This window comes from Kitasatospora sp. NBC_01300, assembly GCF_041435235.1.
In the GTDB taxonomy this organism is placed as follows: Bacteria; Actinomycetota; Actinomycetes; order Streptomycetales; family Streptomycetaceae; genus Kitasatospora.
The window spans coordinates 6,990,001-7,010,931 of sequence record NZ_CP108408.1; the positions used below are offsets into that span (position 1 = coordinate 6,990,001).

The 20,931-nt window shown below is 69.9% G+C and carries 9 protein-coding genes, 2 rRNA genes and 1 pseudogene (1 of these 12 only partly in view); 9 read left to right on the forward strand and 3 right to left on the reverse strand.

From position 1 onward, the window contains the following. Together OG556_RS30430 and rrf are read left to right on the forward strand one after the other, a co-directional pair. Positions 1-874: ribosomal RNA gene (locus tag OG556_RS30430) — 23S ribosomal RNA — on the forward strand; it begins 2,247 nt to the left of the window's first position. 87 nt (positions 875-961) lie between these two features. Then, positions 962-1,078 (forward strand): 5S ribosomal RNA (gene rrf, locus OG556_RS30435). A 78-nt stretch (positions 1,079-1,156) separates the two neighbouring features. On the opposite strand, the pseudogene OG556_RS30440 reads toward rrf, so the two are convergent. Beyond that, positions 1,157-1,255 (reverse strand): annotated as a pseudogene (locus OG556_RS30440) (GNAT family N-acetyltransferase); the annotation flags it as partial. A 270-nt stretch (positions 1,256-1,525) separates the two neighbouring features. Then, entirely contained in the window at positions 1,526-6,055 is a 4,530-nt protein-coding gene (locus tag OG556_RS30445) for a LamG-like jellyroll fold domain-containing protein (protein ID WP_371521755.1), read from the reverse strand. Between the two features lie 714 nt (positions 6,056-6,769). Here OG556_RS30445 and OG556_RS30450 point away from each other — a divergent pair. The 4 genes from OG556_RS30450 to OG556_RS30465 all read left to right on the forward strand — a co-directional run bounded on the left by OG556_RS30450 (position 6,770) and on the right by OG556_RS30465 (position 15,190). Further along, on the forward strand, positions 6,770-9,208 hold the full coding sequence (locus OG556_RS30450) for a hypothetical protein (RefSeq protein ID WP_371521757.1): 2,439 nt from the start codon (positions 6,770-6,772) through the stop codon (positions 9,206-9,208). 70 nt (positions 9,209-9,278) lie between these two features. After that, positions 9,279-10,163 carry an IS5 family transposase gene (locus OG556_RS30455; RefSeq protein WP_331745013.1) on the forward strand — a complete coding sequence of 295 codons (885 nt, stop codon included), beginning with the start codon at positions 9,279-9,281 and terminating at the stop codon, positions 10,161-10,163. Positions 10,164-10,213: 50 nt separating this feature from the next. Further along, on the forward strand, positions 10,214-14,635 hold the full coding sequence (locus OG556_RS30460; RefSeq protein ID WP_371521759.1) for a polymorphic toxin-type HINT domain-containing protein: 4,422 nt from the start codon (positions 10,214-10,216) through the stop codon (positions 14,633-14,635). A gap of 9 nt (positions 14,636-14,644) precedes the next feature. After that, positions 14,645-15,190 (forward strand): hypothetical protein, encoded by a 546-nt coding sequence (locus tag OG556_RS30465; protein ID WP_371521761.1) that lies wholly within the window; start codon positions 14,645-14,647, stop codon positions 15,188-15,190. Positions 15,191-15,302: 112 nt separating this feature from the next. Here OG556_RS30465 and OG556_RS30470 read toward each other — a convergent pair whose 3' ends face one another. Then, positions 15,303-17,246, reverse strand: coding sequence for an alkyl/aryl-sulfatase (locus OG556_RS30470; RefSeq protein WP_371521763.1), 1,944 nt, complete (start codon positions 17,244-17,246; stop codon positions 15,303-15,305). On the opposite strand from OG556_RS30470, the gene OG556_RS30475 reads away from it, so the two are divergent. The 3 genes from OG556_RS30475 (at position 17,230) to OG556_RS30485 (ending at position 20,757) form a co-directional block, all read left to right on the forward strand. Then, entirely contained in the window at positions 17,230-17,550 is a 321-nt protein-coding gene (locus OG556_RS30475) for a hypothetical protein (RefSeq protein WP_371521765.1), read from the forward strand. The genes OG556_RS30470 and OG556_RS30475 overlap by 17 nt on opposite strands. A gap of 169 nt (positions 17,551-17,719) precedes the next feature. After that, the gene (locus OG556_RS30480) at positions 17,720-18,319 is read left to right on the forward strand and encodes a hypothetical protein (protein WP_371521767.1); all 600 of its coding nucleotides are present in this window, start codon (positions 17,720-17,722) and stop codon (positions 18,317-18,319) included. Positions 18,320-19,407: 1,088 nt separating this feature from the next. After that, positions 19,408-20,757, forward strand: coding sequence for a serine hydrolase domain-containing protein (locus OG556_RS30485; RefSeq protein ID WP_371521769.1), 1,350 nt, complete (start codon positions 19,408-19,410; stop codon positions 20,755-20,757). Positions 20,758-20,931 lie beyond the last annotated feature (174 nt).

Sequence of the window (20,931 nt, forward strand, 5' to 3'; positions counted from 1 at the left end):
AGTAAAGATGCTCGTTTCGCGCAGCAGGACGGAAAGACCCCGGGACCTTTACTATAGCTTGATATTGGTGTTCGGTTCGGCTTGTGTAGGATAGGTGGGAGACTTTGAAGCAGCAACGCCAGTTGTTGTGGAGTCGTCGTTGAAATACCACTCTGGTCGTGCTGGATGTCTAACCTGGGTCCGTGATCCGGATCAGGGACAGTGTCTGGTGGGTAGTTTAACTGGGGCGGTTGCCTCCTAAAGAGTAACGGAGGCGCCCAAAGGTTCCCTCAGCCTGGTTGGCAATCAGGTGTTGAGTGTAAGTGCACAAGGGAGCTTGACTGTGAGACTGACGGGTCGAGCAGGTACGAAAGTAGGGACTAGTGATCCGGCGGTGGCTTGTGGAAGCGCCGTCGCTCAACGGATAAAAGGTACCCCGGGGATAACAGGCTGATCTTCCCCAAGAGTCCATATCGACGGGATGGTTTGGCACCTCGATGTCGGCTCGTCGCATCCTGGGGCTGGAGTAGGTCCCAAGGGTTGGGCTGTTCGCCCATTAAAGCGGTACGCGAGCTGGGTTTAGAACGTCGTGAGACAGTTCGGTCCCTATCCGCTGTGCGCGTAGGAGTGTTGAGAAGGGCTGTCCCTAGTACGAGAGGACCGGGACGGACGAACCTCTGGTGTGCCAGTTGTCCTGCCAAGGGCATGGCTGGTTGGCTACGTTCGGGAGGGATAACCGCTGAAAGCATCTAAGCGGGAAGCCTGCTTCGAGATGAGCACTCCCACCTCCTTGAGAGGGTAAGGCTCCCAGTAGACGACTGGGTTGATAGGCCGGATATGGAAGCCCTGTGAGGGGTGGAGTTGACCGGTACTAATAGGCCGAGGGCTTGTCCTCAGTTGCTCGCGTCCACTGTGTTGTTCTGAAACAACGACCCCAACCCGTTTGGCTACGGGGTTGGTGCGGTTGACAGTTTCATAGTGTTTCGGTGGTCATAGCGTGAGGGAAACGCCCGGTTACATTCCGAACCCGGAAGCTAAGCCTTACAGCGCCGATGGTACTGCAGGGGGGACCCTGTGGGAGAGTAGGACGCCGCCGAACAATCATTCACAGAGAACCCCCATCCGGGAAACCGGGTGGGGGTTCTTTGCGTTTCCGGGGTATTGGAACTTCAAGGCCTCAGAGCTGGAGCTTGAATCCGACGTGCGACGGGACGAAGCCGAGCTTCTCGTAGAAGCGGTGGCCATCGGTGCGGGTCGACGCTGACGTAGCCGAGACCGCAGGTGTGGCGGACAGTGACGTGGCGCCGGGGGGCATCGTGTCGTACGGGCGCGGGCGTAACTGTCGGCCTCCGTGGCGGCGTGACCGGGGCCGGTGGGCGCCGAACAGGGGAGGAGCTGGAAGGTCTCGGCGCCGAGCCCTGTAGGCCCGGTAGGCCCCCGCCCTGCGAATCGGCCCTGGCCCACTTGGCGGCCGTCCGGGTACGGCGAAGGCCGTTGGCTCCCCACAGGGAGCCAACGGCCTTCGCGTGGTGGTGCCGGCTGACCGTCAGCCAGTCAGCTGTGCGGTGTAGGTCCACCGCTGGTTGGCCCCGCCGTGGCAGTCCCAGATGCCGAGTTGGGTGCCGTTGTTGATGGCCCAGCCGGGAAGCTCCAGGCAGCGGCCGGACTGCGGGTTGTAGAGGCTGCCGTCGTAGCGTCGCAGCCACTGCTGGCCGCCCTCGACGGGGTTGCAGTCGCGCAGGACGACCTTGGCCCCGTTACCGGCGGCGTTGTCCTGAGTGCCGACGCACTTGCCGTTGATGGTCATGGTGTTGTCGGGAGTGAAGGTGAAGTGCTGGTTCGCTCCGTTCCAGCAGTCGTAGATGGCGACCGCCGCGCCGGCTGAGCCGCCACCCCAGTCGTCGACGCACTTGCCGTAGGCGAAAGCGCTCTGGACGTGGACGCTGGCGTTGCCGGTGGCGAGGTTGTTGGCCTGCTGGTCGGTGACGGCGTACGGGTAGAGCCGCACGTCGCTGACCGCACCGTCGAGTCCGGCGGCGTCGGGGAGCTGGTGCGCGGTCTCGGCGCCGATGGTGAGCGGGCCGTCGGCCGTCCAGCCGTGCCAGTCGGCGTCGACCTTGGTGGTGCCGACGGCCTGCCCGTTGACGTAGAGGGTGATGGCCTGGGTGTCGGCGTTGTAGGTGCCGACGAGGTGGGTCCAGACGCCGACCTGGGGCGCGGCGGTGTCGCTCACCGTGTAGTACTTGGCCGGCGGGTAGCGGTCCTCACCGGGGAGGATGAACGACCAGCGGCCGAAGGAGGCGGAGTACTGGAGGTAGAACGGGCTCCGCTGGTTCCCGGTCTGGGAGACGATGGTCCGGAAGCCGTTGGTGTTGTTGATCTTCGCCCAGGCCGCGACGCTGTAGCTGCGGGTGGTGTCGATGCCGGGGCTCTGCTTGGTCTTGTAGTAGCTGCTGCCGTTGAGGGCGGTGGCCGCGCCGGCGACGTTGTTGTGGTCGGCGGTGCGGGTGGGGGCGCCGCTGGGGCTCAGCGGGTTGTTGATGCTGCTGTCGACGATCTTCTCGGTCCTGCCGTCCATGGCCCACCAGCTCGGGGCGGCGGCGGCACTGGCGGCGGTCTCGGGACCGACGTCCCAGGCGAAGGTGGGATGGGTGGGGTCGCCGGTGCGGTGGCCCCACCAGATCTGGATCCGGCCGTCGGCGTTGCGGCCCCAGAGGGTGGGAGCGCCGTTGCCGGTCAGGTCGCCGTCGGAGCCGAGGACGGGCCACGTCGCGACGGGGACGCTGCCGATCGGGACGGCGGTGGAGACCGCGGTCACCGTGGGCACGCTGATCGGGTTGCCGAACTCGTCCCGGACGGGCTCGCCGTCGTGGGTCGGGGCGTAGGTGCCGGTGGTGAAGGTGTAGGCGCGCAGGTCGCCGGTGGTGCGGTTGCGGGTCCACAGGCCGGGGTGTCCCTGGCCCGCCCAGTCACCCGGGGTGAGGAGGTCGAGGTCCTTCCAACCGGAGGCCGCCAGCTGCACGGGGGCGCCGAGGGTCTGGGCGCCGGTGGCGGGGTAGAACCACAGGCCGGCGTCGCTGCCGTTGCCGGTGCTCTCGACCGTCAGCAGACCGGTCTGGTTCTTGAACTGGAGCTTGGTGTCGGGGTCGCTGTGCGCGGGGTCACCGAGCGAGGCGACCTGCAGGGTCGTGGACCAGTCGGTGGCGTACGTTCCCGGCGCGCACTGCGGCGGCGGGCTGTCGGCGTCGCTGCAGTTGGGCTTGGCGAGTACCGCCTTGCTGTCGAAGCGGCCGGAGTATCCGGTGTTGCCGGGGTTGCCGTAGAGGTAGAGGTCCTTGCCGCCCGCCGGGTGGACGATGAGGTCGTCGACGTTCTTGCCGCCGGTCAGGGTGCCGCGGTGGGTGAACTGGACGCCGTTGGTCCAACTGCCGGTGGGGGAGTCGGCCGGCAGTGCCGCCAGAGCCGCGGTGGGGCTCTTGGCGAGGGAGTTGCCCGGCACGTTGTAGGCGCGGAGGTTGCCGGCCCCGTCGTAGGTGACGATGTCGGGAGCGCCGTCTCCGGTGATGTCGCCGAAGACCGGCGGCGGGCCGTCGGGGTTCCACGGCACGTAGAAGGCGTACTGGGTGACGGGGGAGACGTTCCCGGCGTCGTCCTGGGCCTGGATGAACAGGATGTTGGTGCCCCAGTGGCCGGCCATGACCGGGATGCCGCCGGTGGGCATGGCGCCGCCGCACTGCCAGCCGGCGCCGGCGAGCTGCGGGTCCCAGCTCCAGCGGAGGCACTTCACCCCGGAGGCGGCGCCGCCGTTGGGGGTGGGATCGGTGACGGTGACGGGGACGTACCCGGTCTGCCAGGTGCGGATCTTGGTGGTCTGCCCGTTGCCGGAGGGCGGGAACTGGGTGGCCAACGCGTTGTCGTCGAGCTTGTTGTCGACGCCGAGGACGGAGACCTTCGGAGGGGTCAGGTCGACGCCGAAGCGGCAGACGGCGGTGGAGCCGGAGAGACCGACCAACTGGTCGCCGGCCATGATGCTGTAGCCGTAGAGGTGGCCGTCCTTGACGACGTTCGGATTGACCGTGAAGGCGGCGTTGTCACCCTTGTTGACGAGGGGTGAGAAGCCGCTGTCGACGTCGGGGACGCCGGCGAGGGTGTAGTCCCAGATGTGGGACCAGGAGTACAGCTGGCCCTGGACCGGGCTGCTGACGGTGGCGTTGAGGGTGACGGCGCCGTTGAGGTCCGAACCGGCACCGAGCCAGCCCCAGCTGTCGTTGTTGCAGCCCTGGGTCTGGCGGGCGGGGTCGGCGGTGTGGGGGACCGGGTAGGCGTGCGGGTCGGTCGGGGTGTCCGGGGTGCGGTCGTAGGTGACGGTGAGCGTGGCGCCGTAGTCGAAGCGCTTGAACGCGTAGGCGTTGCCCTCGTCGGAGGCCTGGAGACCGAAGGTCAGCCAGGGGTTGTTGACCCACTGGGCCACGGTCGGGCCGACGTTCCAGAACGTCACCGGGACGTTGTCGTGGCAGGCGCCCCGGCCGGAGCCGGCGACCTGGGCGGTCTCGATCGGACCGCCGATCGGCTGGGGCCGGTTGTTCCAGTTGGTGCCCGAGTCGATGGGGCGGTCGACGAGGTAGAGGTCGACGCCGTAGGTCTTGTTGCAGTCCCAGTCGGCGGAGATGTACTCGGCGAAGTCCAGTCGCGCGGAGTTGATGGCCGCGCCGTTCAGACCGCGGATGTCGATCTGGAAGTAGGCCCGCTCGATGTCGGCCGGGTTGCAGCTGGGCGCGCTGGGGTAGCTGCCGCACTTGCCGACGCCCAGGTGGTCGCTGTCCGCCGGGCCGTTGACGTTGTAGTGCGTGGCACCGGGGTGCGTGGACTGGACGAAGGTGGAGCCGTAACTGCCGTTGGCCCAGGGGATCCAGGCCGGGTCGATGAAGTACGGGGCGGTGCCCGTGGCGAGGATGTCCTGGTCCGGGGTGAGGTCGATGCCCGAGGACGTGGTGGCCACCGGCATCGTCGCGACCTTCGCGCCGGCACCGGGGCCTTCCGGGGTGCTCACCGAGGGGACCACCTCGCGGCCGCCCGCGCCGGGGGAGTCGCTGGGGGTCGGTGACGGCGCGGGTGTCCTGTCGGCCGCGGGCATGGCCGCAGCGCGGAAGCTCGCGGCCCTGACGCCCGGAGTGCCCGTCCGGGTGGCGTCGGCTGCGGTCGTCGGCGCGCCGGTGGCGGGAGCCTGCGGGGTGGAAGCGTTCGGAGCCCCGATGGCGGGGGTGCTGTCCCACATCCGGGGCGCGGGCGCGTGCCAGCGGGGACCGTCGGCGGCGGAGGCGGTCAGATCGTGGTTCTCGTCGGACGTGATGGTGACCCCGTCCGTGACGGTGCCGAAGTGGAGGTTCTTCAGCGCCGGGTCCGCCGCCGCCTTCGCGGTCTTGACGATCAGCACCGTGCTGACGCTGCCGGCCTTTCCGACCGTGACCTTCAGGTCGGTGTCGGCTCCGACGACCGTCGGGTAGAGCAGGCTGTCGCCCTGGACCTGGGGCGCGGGCAGCGGGAACGGCGCGGTCAGCGCCAGCTTCTTCCCGTCCGTGCTGGTCATGGTGGCCAGCGGACCGTTCCCGCCGCCGGACAGGACCACACCGGACGGGGTGGCCCTGGGGGCGAAGCCGCCGCCGGGACGCGCGGCCAGGGTGGCGTCCAGCGGGCGCCACTGGCCGCCGGCCTTCATCCGCTGCTGCTGCGGATGGCGCGACTCCTGCAGCTTGCCGTCCGGGGTGGCGTAGGTCTCGGTGAACTCGGTGGTCAGACGGTCGATCAGGACGTTCTTGCCGGTCGCCTTGGCCTGGGCGAACGCGGTGTCGTCGGTCGGCCGGTCCTTCGGACGGTCCTTGGCGTGCGCGGCATCCGCGGCCGCCATCAGCTCGGTCAGGGTCTTGCTGTCGGCGCCGCTCGGCGCGGTGTCGGCGAATGCGGGCATCGCGGAGGACAGGGCGAGGACGAATCCGGTCGCGGCGGCGGCGGCGAAGCGCAGCCGGGACGCGGCTCGCCCGCGGGCTCTCGGGTGTTCTCTCGGTGGGCGTTCGGGCATGACGGGGCCTCCCCCGGAAGTGATGGTTGGTGCGGGCACCGCCGGGATCGGGCAATGCGCACAGGACATGCGCAACTTCGCCCAGGAAGTGAATATCCGTCAAAGCACCCACGGGGCGATATGTCCGATTGGTGGGGTCGGCTGATGGTTTGTCAACCGGCGTGATGTATGCCACTTACAAAAAATTGATCTTGGACTCGACGGCGATGTGAACGAGTTCGTAAGGTCGCCGACGTTAATTTCGGCCGATCCATGCCCGGATGCATGGTCAATTCCCTTAGGGAGTAGTGGTGTCACCCACTCGTCGTGCTCGATCAGCCAGGGGAAGGACCGCCCAGCGGGCGAGAAAACCCAGAACAGCCCTGTTCAGTGCATTGGCTATGATGGCCGGACTCGTCGTCCCGGCGGCCGGTGTCCCCGCATTCGCCATCGCTTCGGACGAGAACAGGATCTGGTCCCCGACGACCACTCAACTGCCGTCCACACCGTCCGTTCCGGGGAAGGATGCCAAGTCGGATTCCCTGGTTCCTTCGCGAACTAAGACTCCTGACTGGGTGCCACCGAAGTCGCCGATAGCCCCCCCCTCACGGTACGTCCACCGTCGAGCTGGCGGCCGCGCCGTCGGCCGGCAGCCGGGCGGCCCGGCTGGACGAGGCCGGCCAGACCGTGGTCGAGCCCTCCGCAGGCGTCTCGACCAAGGCGGGCGCCCTTCCGGTGTGGCTGGCACCCGTGGCCGCCGACGGCCAGGAGGCCACGCAGAACGACGTGCAGAGGGGCGCGCCCGTCGCGCCCGGCGCCAAGTCCTCGGTGCACGTCGAGGTCACCGACGCGAAGACCGCCGCGTCCGCAGGATCGCGCACCAACCTGGTGGCGCTCACGCCGACCGACCCGTCGAACGCGGCCAAGCTGCGGGTCAGCCTGGACGCCTCCGCCTTCGGAGCCGGGCTCGGCGGCGACTGGTCCCAGCGTGCTCGCCTCTACACCCTGCCTGCCTGCTCCCTGACCACCCCCCAGGCTGAGGGCTGCCTGGAGCGCAAGCCCGTCGAATCGCACTACGACGCCCAGACCGGGAAGCTGGTCGCCGACGTCGACCTGCCGGCCGCCGTTGCCGGCCCGGCCGCTACGGCGGCCCCGAAGGCAGGCGTGACGCAGGCCGCGTTCCGCACCGGGCTCACCGTCGGTGCGGCCGCACCGACCGTGCTCGCCGCCGACGCACCCGCTACCGGCGGGGCCGGCACCTACAGCGCCACCAGCCTGGCGCCCAGCCAGTCCTGGACGGCCGGCGAGGCCTCGGGCGCGTTCAGCTACAGCTATCCCGTGCAGTCGCCCCCGAGCATCGGTGGCGGCGCGCCGAATGTCGCCCTGGGATACAGCTCCACCGCGGTGGACGGCAAGACCTCCTCGACGAACTCCCAGGCCTCCTGGATCGGCGACGGCTGGGACTACAGCCCGGGTTTCGTCGAGCGATCCTTCCGCCCGTGCGCGAAGGACGGCATCACCGGTTCCGGCGACCAGTGCTGGGGCGAGGCCAACCTCACCCTGTCCCTGGCCGGCCACTCCGGTGAGCTGGTGCCCGACGACGCCTCGTGCCCGAAGACGGCCGGCCCGGACGAGTGGTCCAGGTGCACCTGGCACCTCAAGACCGATGACGGCAGCAGGATCGAGTTCCTGACCGGCGCCACCAACGGCACCTGGAACGGCTCCTACATCAAGCTGACCGACGCCGCCGGTGCCGCCTACTACTTTGGCCTGAACCACCTGCCCTCCGCCACCGGCAAGCCCACCACGATCGGCCCGGACACCAACTCCGCCTGGACCGTTCCGGTGTACTCGCCCAACAGCGGCGACCCCTGCTACGACGCGGGCAAGGGCAAGGACTCCTGGTGCCAGACCGCCTGGCGCTGGAACCTCGACTCGGAGGTGGACGTATACGGCAACCTGACCACCTACAGCTACACACCCGAGACCAACTACTACGCGCGCGGCGGCGGCCAGAACCGGGGCAAGGGCACCAACACCGCCTACACCCGCGGTGGTGTCGTGGCCTCGATCGGCTACGGGCAGCTGCTGTCCGACCAGCTGAACGCCAACGGCGGCTACCAGCCCGCCGCCCGGATCGACTTCGACTCCGGTGAGCGCTGCGTCACCGGCGCTGCGGCCTGCGACCCGGCCCAGCGCACCGCCGCCAACGCGGCGAACTGGCCCGACGTCCCGTTGGACAAGCAGTGCGCGCAGAACGACGTGTGCGCCAACTACGGGCCCAGCTACTTCACCACGAAGTGGCTGAACACCATCACCACCCGGATCCGCTCCGGCAACGGCTACCGCGACGTCGACTCCTACGCGCTCAACCACGTCCTGAAGCTGGTCCAGAACAGCACCGAGAACACCGCGGTCCCGTGGCTGGCCTCCGTGCAGCGCACCGCCAAGGACGAGTTCAACGGCCAGAAGCCGGTCACCCTCCCGGCCGTCACCTTCGCCGACGTCCTGCTGCCCAACCGGGTGGACGGTGCGGGTCCCTCCCGCCCCGCCTACAACCGGCCGCGCATCGCCTCGGTGACCACCGAGACCGGCGGTGCCATCAACGTCGACTACTACCAGGCGTCCTGCTCCCGCACCGCCGGGGTGATGCCGACGTCGGCGGACGACAACAAGCTCGGCTGCTTCAACGTCAAGTGGTACCAGCCCAACTCCACCGCCGACAGCAACCCGGTGGACGACTGGTTCCTGCGCTACCCGGTCAAGACGATCACCGTCGACCCGCGCTCCGACCTCGTCAAGGGCGCGCTCCCGCAGACCACCACGTACACCTACGGCGACGCCGCCTGGCACCGCAACGACGGCCGGTTCGTCGAGGCGAAGGACCGCACCTGGGACGACTTCCGGGGTTTCGCCACGGTGACCACCGTGACCGGCACCGGCAAGGACGGCGTCCAGGGCCAGAAGTCGACCACCTACCACCAGGGCATGGACGGTGACCTCACCGCCTCCGGCGCCAAGCGCTCCCGGACGGTCGCCGGCCCGATGAGCGGCCCGGTCACCGACAGCGACTGGCTCTCCGGCCAGGTCCTGGAATCGGACACCTACGCCCAGGCGGGCGCGACCGAACCGGTCGCCTACAGCGTCAGCACCAGCTCAGAAAGTGTTGGGTAATTGATCAACTTCGTGGCGTGATGCGCTGGCGGTGATCGTCGCGGGCGGGGCATCCGCGACGATCACCGCCATGTGTGTCTGCGCGTGCAAGCCTTCCTACGACTCGTCGTTGACGGATGCCCAGTGGCTGGTGATCGAGCCTCTGCTGCCCGAGCGGGATCCGCGTCGGGGAGGGCGGCCGTTGAAGTTCCCGCGCAGGCTGGTCGTGGACACCGTGTTGTACGTGCTGGTCAGCGGATGTGCGTGGCGCCTGGTGCCGCACGATCTGGCGCCGTGGGACGTGGCCTACCGGTGGTTCCGCGCCTGGACGGCCGACGGCACGTGGAGCCGGGTCCACGAGACGCTGCGCGAGCGGGTCCGGGTGGCGGACGGGCGGGATCCGCAGCCCTCGGCGGCGGTGCTGGACTCGCAGTCGGCCCGCAGCCACCAGGGCGGCGAGGCGATCGGCTACGACGCGGGAAAGCGCGTGCGGGGCCGCAAGCGGCACCTGCTCGTGGACACCTGCGGGCTGGTCCTGCGGGCGGTGGTGCACTCGGCCTCGGTGCAGGACCGGGCGGGCGCGAAGCTCGTCCTTTCCGGCATCCGGGAGCTGTTCCCGCAGGTCGGGCTCGTCTGGGTCGACGGCGGCTACGTCAACATCGTCGATGCGGGCCTGGTCGGCTGGGCGGCGGAACGCGAGAACCTGGAGATCGTCGCGGTGCCGCGCAATGCTGATGTGAAAGGCTTCCAGGTGCTGCCCCGCAGGTGGGTGGTCGAGCGGACATTCTCCTGGCTGGGACGGTGCAGACGGTTGGCACGGGACTACGAGCGCAAGACCGCGCACGCCGAAGCGATGATCAAGGTCGCCATGATCCGGCTCATGGCCGCCCGCCTCGCCGGCGAGGAGGTCGAACCACGCGGCCCCATCGAGACCGAAGCAGCCCGCCGCCTCGCCGACGACCTCAAGAACGAGTGATCACCCGATTACCCAACACTTTCTCAGGCCCGGCCACCACCGCGACCCACGTGCGCGGCGACGGCCTGCCCGACCTCGTCGCCCGCTACACCTCCACCAGCAACGTCGTCACCGCCAAGGCCCGCAAGACCGACGGCACCTGGCGCACCACCACCGACACCACCACCACCGACCCGGCGTACGCCAACCGGCCCGTCACCGTGCTCAACCAGGCCGAGGGCACCCCGGACGTCTGCGCCCGTACCACGTACGCCACGGGCACCGACCCGATCATGACCGCGCTCGTCTCCGAGGCCATCTCGGTCTCCGGCCCGAACGCCTGCACCGCCACCCCCACGGCCGCCAACACCCTCACGGGTTCGCGGACCGTCTTCGACGGCGCCGCGTTCGGCAGTGCCAGCGCCAAGGGCGAAGCGAGCAGCATCCAGGTCCTGGAGAAGTTCGACGACTCCGGCAAGGCCCAGTGGACCACCACGGGCCTCAGCACCTACGACACCTACGGGCGCCCGGTCACCGTGACCGACCCCACCACCACCGACTCCGCCCACCCGGGCGGCGCGGCCACCACCACGGTCTACAGCTCCGCCAACCCCGGCGAACTGTCCAACGCGACGAAGATCACCTCGCCGGCCCCCGTCGGGGCTCCCGACGCGGCCTCCGGCCGGATCTCCACCGCGACCCTCAACCCCGCCCGGGCCCTGCCGATCACCGGCACCGACGCCAACGGGCGCACCGTCACCCAGGCCTACGACGCCCTGGGCCGCCTCACCGCCGTCTGGCTCGCGGGCCGGACGACCAGCGACAAGGCGAACTACACCTACAGCTACGCGGTCGGCAACGGTGCTCCCAGCAGCGTCACCACCGGCCGCCTGCGCGCCAACAGCAGCTACGCCCAGTCCGTCCAGATCATGGACGGGCTCGCCCGCGTGGTGCAGAGCCAGGCCGACCCGGCGATCTCCGCCTACCACGGCCGGATGATCAACGACACCTACTACGACTCCCAGGGCCGCGCCAACCGCGTCAACAACACCTACTACAACGACCAGGCCGGCCCCACGACCACGCGGTTCGAGCCCGAGGACGCCAAGGTCCCGAACCAGACCTACAGCGTCTTCGACGGCCAGGGTCGTGCCACCAGCGTCCAGTTCCGCGCCTACGGTGTCGCGCAGAACGCCACCACCACGTCCTACCCGGGCGCGGACCGCACGGACGTCACCCCGCCCGCCGGCGCCACCCCGACCACCACGGTCAACGACGCCCGCGGCCGCACGACCCAGCTGTGGCAGTACCGGACGCCCGTCGCCACCGGCAACAGCGCCGACGCGGACGTCACCAGTTACGCCTTCAACCCGGGGGGCCAGGAAACCTCCCGCACCGACGCCGCCGGCAACACCTGGTCCTACACCTACGACCAGCGCGGCCGCCAGACCGGCGCCAGCGACCCGGACGCGGGCAACAGCTCCACCACGTACGACGCTGCGGGGCGCGTGGCCTCCAGCACCAACGCCGGCGGCCAGACCATCGCCACCGCCTACGACCTGCTCGGTCGTAGGACCGGCACGTACCAGGGAACGGTCAGCCCGGAGAACCAGCTGACCGGCTACGCGTACGACACCGTCGCGAAGGGGCAGCAGGACAGCTCCACGCGTTACGTCGGCGGGGCGAAGGGTGCCGCGTACACCAACGCGGTCGTGTCCATGGACATCGGGTACCGGCCGACCAAGACCACCCTGACGATCCCCGGCAGCGAGGTCGGGCAGACCAGCCCGGTCACCTACACCACCAGCGCCAAGTACGACCAGATCACCGGGGCCAGGACCGAGGAGACCCGCCCGACCGTCGGCGACGTCTACTCCGAGACCATCGTGTACACCTACGAGGTCTACGGTCTGCTCTCGAAGTTCGGGGCGTACGGCGGCAAGATGTACGACCTCCAGTCGGACTACGACGCCTACGGCCGCAACATCCGCTCCACGATGAACCCGTGGGGCACCCAGGTCGTCACCACCGCCACCTACGACGAGCCGACCGGCCGCACCCTCAACCAGTACGTCGACAAGCAGACCTCCACCACCGGGACCGTCCAGAACACCACCTACGCCTACAACCAGGCCGGCCGCATCACCGCGGTCCGGGCCATCCCCGACAACACGCCGAGCGCCACCGACCTGCAGTGCTTCACCTATGACCACCTCGGTCGGCTGAGCACCGCGTGGTCCGACACCGGACGCCTCGACCAGGCGCCCGACCCGGCGGTGGGCGGCCAGGGGGCCTGCGCCAACTCCACGCCGACCAGCGGCGCCCAGGCGCCCACCCGCACCACCGTCGGCGGCTTCGCGCCCTACTGGCAGAGCTACCAGTACGACCTGACGGGAAACCGCACCCAGCTCGTCGCGCACGACGCCGGCGGCGACACCGCCAAGGACACCACGGTCACCCAGACCTTCCCGTCCACCGGCACCCGCAACGCCCCGACCAGCGCGCCCAACAGCGGTGGCGGTACCGGCGGGCCGCACGCCCTGCTGAGCTCCACCAGCAGGACGGGCGACAACGCGCCCACCACCAGCACCACCCAGTACGACGCGGCCGGGCGCACCACCGCCATCACCGACACCAACGGCACCGCCACCCTCACCTGGAACGGTGAGGACCGGCTGGAGTCGCTGGCCAGGACCGACGGCGGCACCACCACCTACCTGTACGACGCCGAGGGCAACCAGCTCATCCGCCGCAACCCCGGCAAGACCACCATCAACATGGGGGCCGACGAGCTCACCGTCGACACCAGCACCACCACCAAGCAACTCGCCGGCGCCCGCTACTACGACATACCCGGCGGCACCACCCTGGTCCGCCAGGGCGGCGGCAGGCTGACCTACCAGATCGCCGACCACCACGGCACCGGCGTCCTGGGCATCGACTCGGCCACCCTGACCGAGACCCGACGGCCCAATGACCCGTTCGGCAACCCCCGTGGCACGCAGCCGAGTACCTGGGCCGGAGACAAGGGTTTCGTCGGCGGGACCAAGGACGACGTCACCGGACTCACCAACCTCGGTGCCCGGCAGTACCAACCGACCACCGGGCGGTTCCTGAGCCTCGACCCCGTCCTCGACCGGGCCGACCCCCAGCAGTGGAACGGCTACGCGTACGGCGACAACGATCCCGTCAACCGAGCGGACCCCAGTGGTCTGTTCTCCATCGCCGACTTCATCAAGCCGATCATCATCGCGGTCGCCACCGCAGTCGCCTCGGCCATGGGCTGGGCCGTCCCGAACGCTAAACCCGCCTCCCCGAACGTCGTCTCCGTCCCGGCGGTCGACCAGGCAGAAGAGAGCGCACAGCGGGCTGAAGCCGCGAAGCAGAAGGTCGAAGCGGCGCACCACAAGGAGAACCAGGCCAAGCAGAAGGTGATGGGCGCCGGTAAACAGCTGGCCAAGATCGCCGCCGACGAACTCGGTATCACGGACGCCTTCGACTGCGTCACCAAGGGCGACCTCGGGGCCTGCGGCGAGACCGTGCTCAACGTCGCCACCAGCCTGATCGGCGGCGGTCCGCTCGCCAAGCTCGCCAAGAAGTACGCGTTCCATTGGGGCAAGGCCTACGAGCTCGCCAAGACCATCAAGCGCCTCGCCAACGAGCTCTACGACGGCTTCAAGGCCTGGCGTACGGAGTCCAAGGCGGCCCGCGAGGCCGAGCAGGCGGCCGAAAGCTGCCTCATCGGAGGGAAGCACAGCTTCAAACCCGGCACACCCGTCCTACTCGCCGACGGCAGCAGTAAACCCATCGAGGACGTGAAACCGGGCGACGAAGTCCTGTCGACCGACCCGCAGACCGACAACACCAAGCCCGAAGCCGTCGCCGCCGCCATCGTCACCCCCGACGACAGGCAGTTCACCGACCTCACCCTGGCCACCGACGCGAAGCCGGCCGCCACCCTCACCTCGACCCAGCACCACCCGTTCTGGGACGAGACCACCCAGCGCTGGACCAACGCCTCCGACCTCCACGTCGGCGACCGGGTCCGCGCGGCCGACGGCACCTTCCTCACCGTCCAGGCCGTCCGCAACTACGAGACCGATCCGCAGGAAGCTCGTGACCTGAGCGTCGCCGAACTTCACACGTACTATGTGCTGGCAGGTACCGAGCCGGTGCTGGTGCACAACTGCCCGGCAGGCGGTGGTGAAGCGCAGGCCGCCAAGCGCGGGCGGGCAGAAGATCTTCAGCCGAGTGAGGGTGCAACGGGCGATCACACCGTTTTCGAGCGGGATGAGGACGGCAAGGTCGTGCGCTATCAGACCTGGATCAAGAATGACCGAGCCCCCAGCGGTTGGCAGAAGGGGCCGAGGTTCCGCGGCACCGGAGGCGAGCATTCTGGAATCACACCACCGATCTACTACCCGAAGGGTGGCGGTCGCGGAGTGCCAGGTGCAGACGTTCCGGAGAGCATTCCTCCGGGCTATCTTCCGTAGGGAGTTCACATGAGTCGGAACGAACTATCCCGGCGAATCCTTCACGAGGCATTCCCTGAAGTGGATTCCAGCGATCCGGTCTCGTACTTCAGCGAGACGGGCGATGCGGTGCAGGCCTTGATGTACTCATGGCTCTACTGGCCGAACCTGGTGGAGATCCACGGCGCCGTCTTCCTGGCGCTCTACGGGAACGACGAAGTCGAGATTGCGAACCGTCTGGCGACTCCGTCGGCCGACGGGCATCCGGATTGGCCTGCCATGGCATGGGGTCAAATGGTGGACAGCTACAACATCTTCGAGATCCCGCACCTCTTCCGGATGATGAGGGGGCCGTCCGAACTCGCTGCGGATGCTTGTCGGCAGCTCGGTGACGCTCTGGTCCAGACATGGCAGGGGCGACTCCTGGCAACGTATCCAGAGCGCCGCTTCACGGTGCGGATGATCGAGGGTGATGACTCGATGGACCTGAGGATCGAGGTTTCTCAGCTGACCCCGAGTCTCGTTCCACCGAAGGGCTGGGACGGGCAGCGGAGGGGAATCACTGTGACGTCGTGAAAAGGTCTCCGAACAATCCGTAGCCGGGTGTTCGGATCGATTCGGAAGATCGAAGGCGCCCCCCTGGCCCGGCACGTGAGTGCCGGGCCAGGGGGGCGCCGTTTTGCAGGGCCTACCGGGTGGGCGGGGTGACGATGGGGAACTTCGGGTCGGGGAGGGTCAGGGTGGCGAAGACGGCGTCGGCCGACTGCTGGGCGTTCGCGCCCGTGAGGGTGATGCGCTGGTCCTGGACGGCCTGGTCGAAGTTGTGCCGGAAGCCGGGGGTCTGGGCGAGGTCGTCGAGGGTCTGGCGGCTGAGCGTGATGGTGGCGTCCGGCACGTCGACGAGGCGGTCGACGCCGGCCACGAACACCAGCACGCCGTTGCGCAGGGTGGTGGTGCAGGTGTCGCCGGTGTCGGTGAACACCCAGTTCAGGGTGATCGGGAGGCGGTTCCGCTCGGCGGCCGTCGGCCCGTCCACGCTGCGGGCGAGGGCGGAGAAGTACTGGTCCAGGGTGGTGCTGCGGATCAGGTCGGCGGAGGTCTGGCTGGTGATCAGCGGCTGCGGGCCGTCGAGGACCTCCCGGGCGCCGGTCAGGTAGGCGTTGCGCCAGGTCCCGTTGGCGCTGCCGTAGCCGAGCTGGGTGAAGACCTTGGCCTGGAGCTCCTTGGCCCGGGTGACCTGCGGCTCGGCGAGCGGGCTGCCCGAGTCGGCGGCGGCGCCGAAGATGACGTGGTCGAGGAGTTCGGCGGCCCAGCGGAAGCCGTCCGTGGTGTCGGTGTCGTAGGCCCGCTGGGCCGCCGTGACGACGGCCTCGGCGCCGCCCATCGCCTCGACGTACGCCGCGCCGGCCTTGACGGGCGGGAGCTGCCACAGGTGGGCCGGGTTGGCGTCGTACCAGCCCATGTACCGCTGGTAGACCGCCTTGAGGTTGTGGCTCATCGAGCCGTAGTAGCCCTGGTTGTACCAGTGGTCGTCCAGGCCCGGCGGAAGGGTCTCCAGCTCCTCGGCGATCTCGATGCCGGTGCGGCCGGCGTTGATCAGCCGCAGCGACTGGTCGTTGAGGTAGCCGTACATGTCGCGCTGGGTGTTGAGGAATTCGAGGATGCGGGCGTTGCCGGGCGTACTGCCCTCGCCCGCCTCGCTCCACATCGGCCAGTGGTGCGAGGCGAACAGGACGTCGGTCTCCTTGCCGAAGGTCTGGATCGCCTCGGTCAGGTACTTCGACCACGCGTGCGCGTCCCGCACCTGCGCGCCCCGCAGGCTGAGGATGTTGTGCATGGTGTGGGTGGCGTTCTCCGCGATGCACAGGGTGCGGGCGGCGGGGAAGTAGATGTTCATCTCCGCCGGGGCCTCGGTGCCCGGCGTGAGCTGGAACACCATCTGCACGCCGGCCAGCTCGAACTGGTACAGCCCCGGCCGCCAGGGGATGACGTAGGCGTTGCTCCACTGGTCCTTGGAGACCGCGGGGTGGGCGGGCCCGCCGATGTAGTCGGTCGGCGGGACGAGCGTCACCTCGCCGGTGGAGATGGTGGTGCCCAGGCCCGAACCGACCTGCCCCGTCGGGCTCTTGTCCAGCTGCGCCGCGTACATGTACTGCGCGCGCCGCGCCATCGCCGGGCCCGCGTAGACGTTCTCGCTGATCGCGTGCTCCAGGAAGCCCTCCGGCGCGACCACGGGGACGCCCGGCTCCAGCGGGTCGCCCTGTTCGGCGAACAGGCCCCGGGAACCGCCGAAGTGGTCGACGTGGCAGTGGGTGTAGACGACGCCCAGGACGGGCCGCTGCTCCCGGGTGAGCTCGGTCTTGTCCCGGAACAGCCGGAGCGCGGCCTGCGCGGTCTCGTAGCAGGCCAGCGGGTCGATGACGACCAGGCCCGCGTCGCTCTCGACGATCGTCATGTTCGACAGGTCGTAGCCGCGTATCTGGTAGATCCGGTACTCGGGACAGCTGGTGACCTGGAACAGCCCGGCGATGGCGGTCAGTTCGCCCTGCCGGTGCAGGCTGCCGTTGACCGTGGGCATCTCGGTGCGCAGGTCCGGCTCGAGGAACTCGTACGCGGTGAAGTCCCAGACCACCTTCGACGGGTCCTTGCGGGACATGATGACGGGCACGTCCGGCGGGGCGATCATGAACCGGCTGGCGTCGGCGAAGTCCCGGCCGTCCTTCTCGTCGGCGATCCTGGCCGCCTCGGCGGCCTTCCGGTTCGCTTCGGCGACGGCGGGCGTGGGCTCGATGGGCTCGGTGTACTCGGGCGTTCCGGAAATGGCGAAACCACCTCCATGGTCAGGTGAGGGTGCCGCCGCACAGCGGCAGGCCAGTCACGCTAGGTGTGTGAACGACTACGGACAAGGGGGTGATCTGGCCATCGCCCTGACCTGAACCTGTCGGCAAACTGTTCGACGGCTGCGCCGCTCCCCGGGCTCCCGCACCCCCTGACGTGCGCTGTCGTGCCCGCCGTTCGAACCCGGGAGGGGGTGCCGGCCGTGATACCGGCCGAGGCCGGTCGGCGGTCGGCGGTCGGCGCGAGGACGGATGTGGGAGGACAGCGATGGCCTGGTACCAGGGGCGGAGCCGGATCACGGTGACGGCGGTGGAGGGGCAGTGGCCGCAGCGGGCGGTGGTGACGGTGCGCGGTGGCCGTCCGGTGGAGATCCCCGGGACGGTCGGGGCGAGCCACTTGGTGGACGCCGAGCGCTGGGAGCTCGACCTGGAGCACCGGCGCGCGGGCGAATGGTGCCCCAACATCCGTGCGGTGCAGGGGCGCTGGCAGGAGGTCCGGGGCGTGCGGACGCAGCTGGTGCACAGCCGCAACCGGGACGGGGGCAGTGACCGCAGCGACCGGAACCTGGTGCTGCGGATCGAGCGCGTCGAACCGGGCGACGGCGCGCCCGTGGACGTGGCCGCGCAGGGCCGCGCCACCGTGCCGCGCACCTCGGCGGGCCAGTCGGGGGCGTCCGGGGCGTCGGCCCCGCGGACCTCGGCCGCGCCGGTGCGCGGGACGTCGACCACCTCGTCGGCGCCGACCGTGCGGACCAGCGGTTCGGGGGCCGGGTCGGCCGGGTCGGCCCCGTCCGCTCCGTCGCGCGCGGTGACGTCCACCGGGGGCACGGCGACCCGGCCCTCGACCGGCAGCTCCTGGCAGGGCTGACGGGCGTTCTGGGCCGGCGGATGTCCTGAGTCGGCGGATGTTCTGAGTCGGCGGATGTCCTGAGCCCTGAGTCCGTCCGCGTTCCGGCGCGTGGCGGATCCGCTCGGCCGCCCCGCGCCCCGGGGCGGCCGATGTGAACCAGGGCATGCGTGAACCAGGGCATGCGTGAACCAGAGCATGCGTGGAACGGGGCACACGCGCACCACGGCGCAAGCGCAGCAGGGCACACGCGCATCAGAGCCCTCATGGATTCACCCGCGACGCATCCGATCGATCCCGTCGCATTCCTGCACAACCGCCCCAGGCGTCAGGGGAATCACTCGGCTATTCCCTGCGGAAACCCGGCCGGGTGTCCGGGGGGATCCGGGTGCCACAGTTTCGGCCAAAGAATTCACACCCGTCATCAGGCGTTCCGGGCGTGCCCGGGAGTCACACCAGCGATTTTGCGGTTCCGATTCCAGGGAGAGTCGCTTTCCGTTCAATCGCCAGGGGTTGCGAGCGGGTGACCCGCCGTGAAGACTGTTCCGCGTTCGTCGTTCCGAGCGTTCGGGCCGTCAAGGTATTGCCCGGTCCTCGCGACGGTCGTGGCAGGTTCCGCACGGTGGTTGCGGGGAGGGATCGCAGGGGGGATAGGTATGTCGGGCGCAACGATCGCGCAGGTCAGGGCCGTTGGAGCGGCCGACTGGAGCGTTCGGGATTCCTGTCCGGCCCCGCCTGCGGGGTGAGGTCATTCGGCGGTCGGCCGTTCGCCGCTCACTGTTCCCGCTCGCCGTTCCCCCGTTCGTCGTTCCCGGGCGGCGTGGAATTCGGGTCGCATTCGCACCGTCCGGTCGGGGAGCGCCGAAGCGGCCCGGAACGGTTCCTCCGGGGCGCGTGCGGCGCCCTGCCGGGAGCCGTCGGGGATTCCCGTTCGCACCCGCCGGCCGTCATCGGCAGGACTTCCGTCGATTCCCGTTGTTCCCGCGAGTCTTGAGTCGAGGAGCGCAGGTGGCAGGAAATTTCACGGCGTGCTCCACAGTAATCCGGAATTCATCCGCGGACGCTCGCCGCGCCCGCATCTGAGAACCAGTCAACGGGAGCGTCCGCCCATGCCGTACCCCAGTTCCGCGCCCGTCCGCGAGCGCGCGCCGTTCCTCTTACGCCGCGAACTGCAGCACCGGCTCGACACGCTCGCGCGCACCCACCGGGTGCCCGGCGCCCAGGTGGTGCTGGACACCGGCTCGGAGGTCGTGGCCCTGCACACCGGTGTGGCCGACGCCGCCACCGGCGCGCCCTTCACCGGGGACACCGCCGTGCCGGTGGGGTCGCTCACCAAGCCCTACACGGCCGCTCTGGTGATGCTCCTCGCCGACGACGGCGACCTCGACCTCGACGACCGGGTCGCCGATCACCTGCCCGAGCTCCGCCGGATGCCCGCAGTAACGATTCGCCAACTCCTCAGCCACACCGGCGGACTGCCCACCGGGCCGGACTCCGACGCCGCCGCCCGGACCACCGCGGCGCACTACCTGTCGTCGGTGTGCACGGCCGGGGACGCGCTCTTCCCGCCCGGGACGGACTTCTCCTACTCCAACGCCGGCTACGTCGCCGCCGGGCGCCTGGTGGAGGCGGTGACCGGGATGCCCTGGCACGAGGCCGTGGCGGCCCTGCTGCTCGAACCGCTCGGCACCGTGCCCGTGTTCGTCGACGAGAGCGCACCCGCCCGCCCGGTCGCCGCCGGGCACGCGCTCAACGCCGCGACCGGCCGGGCCCGGCCGGTCCGGCAGAACCTGGCCCCGTTGGAGGCCCCGGCCGGCGCCCTGCTGGCGAGCGCCGCGGACCTCGCCGCGCTCGGCGGCGCCCTGGTCGGCCGGGCCAAGGCCCTGCCCCCCGCCGTCGCCGAGGAGATGCGCCGCCCGCAGCCCGGCGCCCGGCCGGGTGCGCTCGCGGACGGCTGGGGCCCGGGGCTCGCCCTCTACCAGCAGGACGGCCGGCTGTGGTGCGGCCACGACGGCAACGCCATGGGGACCTCCTGCCACCTGCGGGCCGACCCCGACAGCGGCGTGGTGGTCGCCTTCGCGGGCAACGCCTCCGCCGCCACCGCGCTCTGGCGCGAGCTCGCGGCCGACCTGGCCGAGCTGGTGGGCGTCCGGGTGCCCGCCGCGATCGCGCCCGTGGGCGCGGGCGAGCCCGTCCTCCTGCCCGAGTGCGCGGGCACCTACCGCAACGGTTCGATCCGGTACGTCGTCGAGCCCGCGGGCGACGGATCGTCCACGCTCTCCGTGGACGGAGACCTGCCGATACCCCTGCGCTGCTTCGCCGACCTCTCCTACGACCTGCTCGCCCCCGACACCGGCCGCCCCGAGCCGGGCGGGCGCTTCCACCGCGATCCCGCCACCGGCGTGATCGACCGGGTGCAGGTGTCCGGGCGCACGGCGCGCCGCGCCGACCCCGCCTGAGGCGCCCTCCGCCGCCCGGCCCCCGGCCGCTGCCCGTCGGCTGAGGCGTCCGCCGCCGTGCCGACGCCGATCCACCGGGCTCACCCCCGCTCGTTCCGTTCCCCCGGCGCCCGTTCCCGGGTCCGAGGGCTCACCCCCGCCTGCTCCGGCGCCCGCATCGCCTCCTCCCCGTCC

Bases quoted from the DNA above. Each gene is read 5' to 3' on its own strand.
- OG556_RS30445 (WP_371521755.1), bottom strand. From the start codon at position 6,055: ATGCCCGAACGCCCACCGAGAGAACACCCGAGAGCCCGCGGGCGAGCC.
- OG556_RS30455 (WP_331745013.1), top strand. From the start codon at position 9,279: ATGTGTGTCTGCGCGTGCAAGCCTTCCTACGACTCGTCGTTGACGGAT.
- OG556_RS30465 (WP_371521761.1), top strand. From the start codon at position 14,645: ATGAGTCGGAACGAACTATCCCGGCGAATCCTTCACGAGGCATTCCCT.
- OG556_RS30480 (WP_371521767.1), top strand. From the start codon at position 17,720: ATGGCCTGGTACCAGGGGCGGAGCCGGATCACGGTGACGGCGGTGGAG.
- OG556_RS30485 (WP_371521769.1), top strand. From the start codon at position 19,408: ATGCCGTACCCCAGTTCCGCGCCCGTCCGCGAGCGCGCGCCGTTCCTC.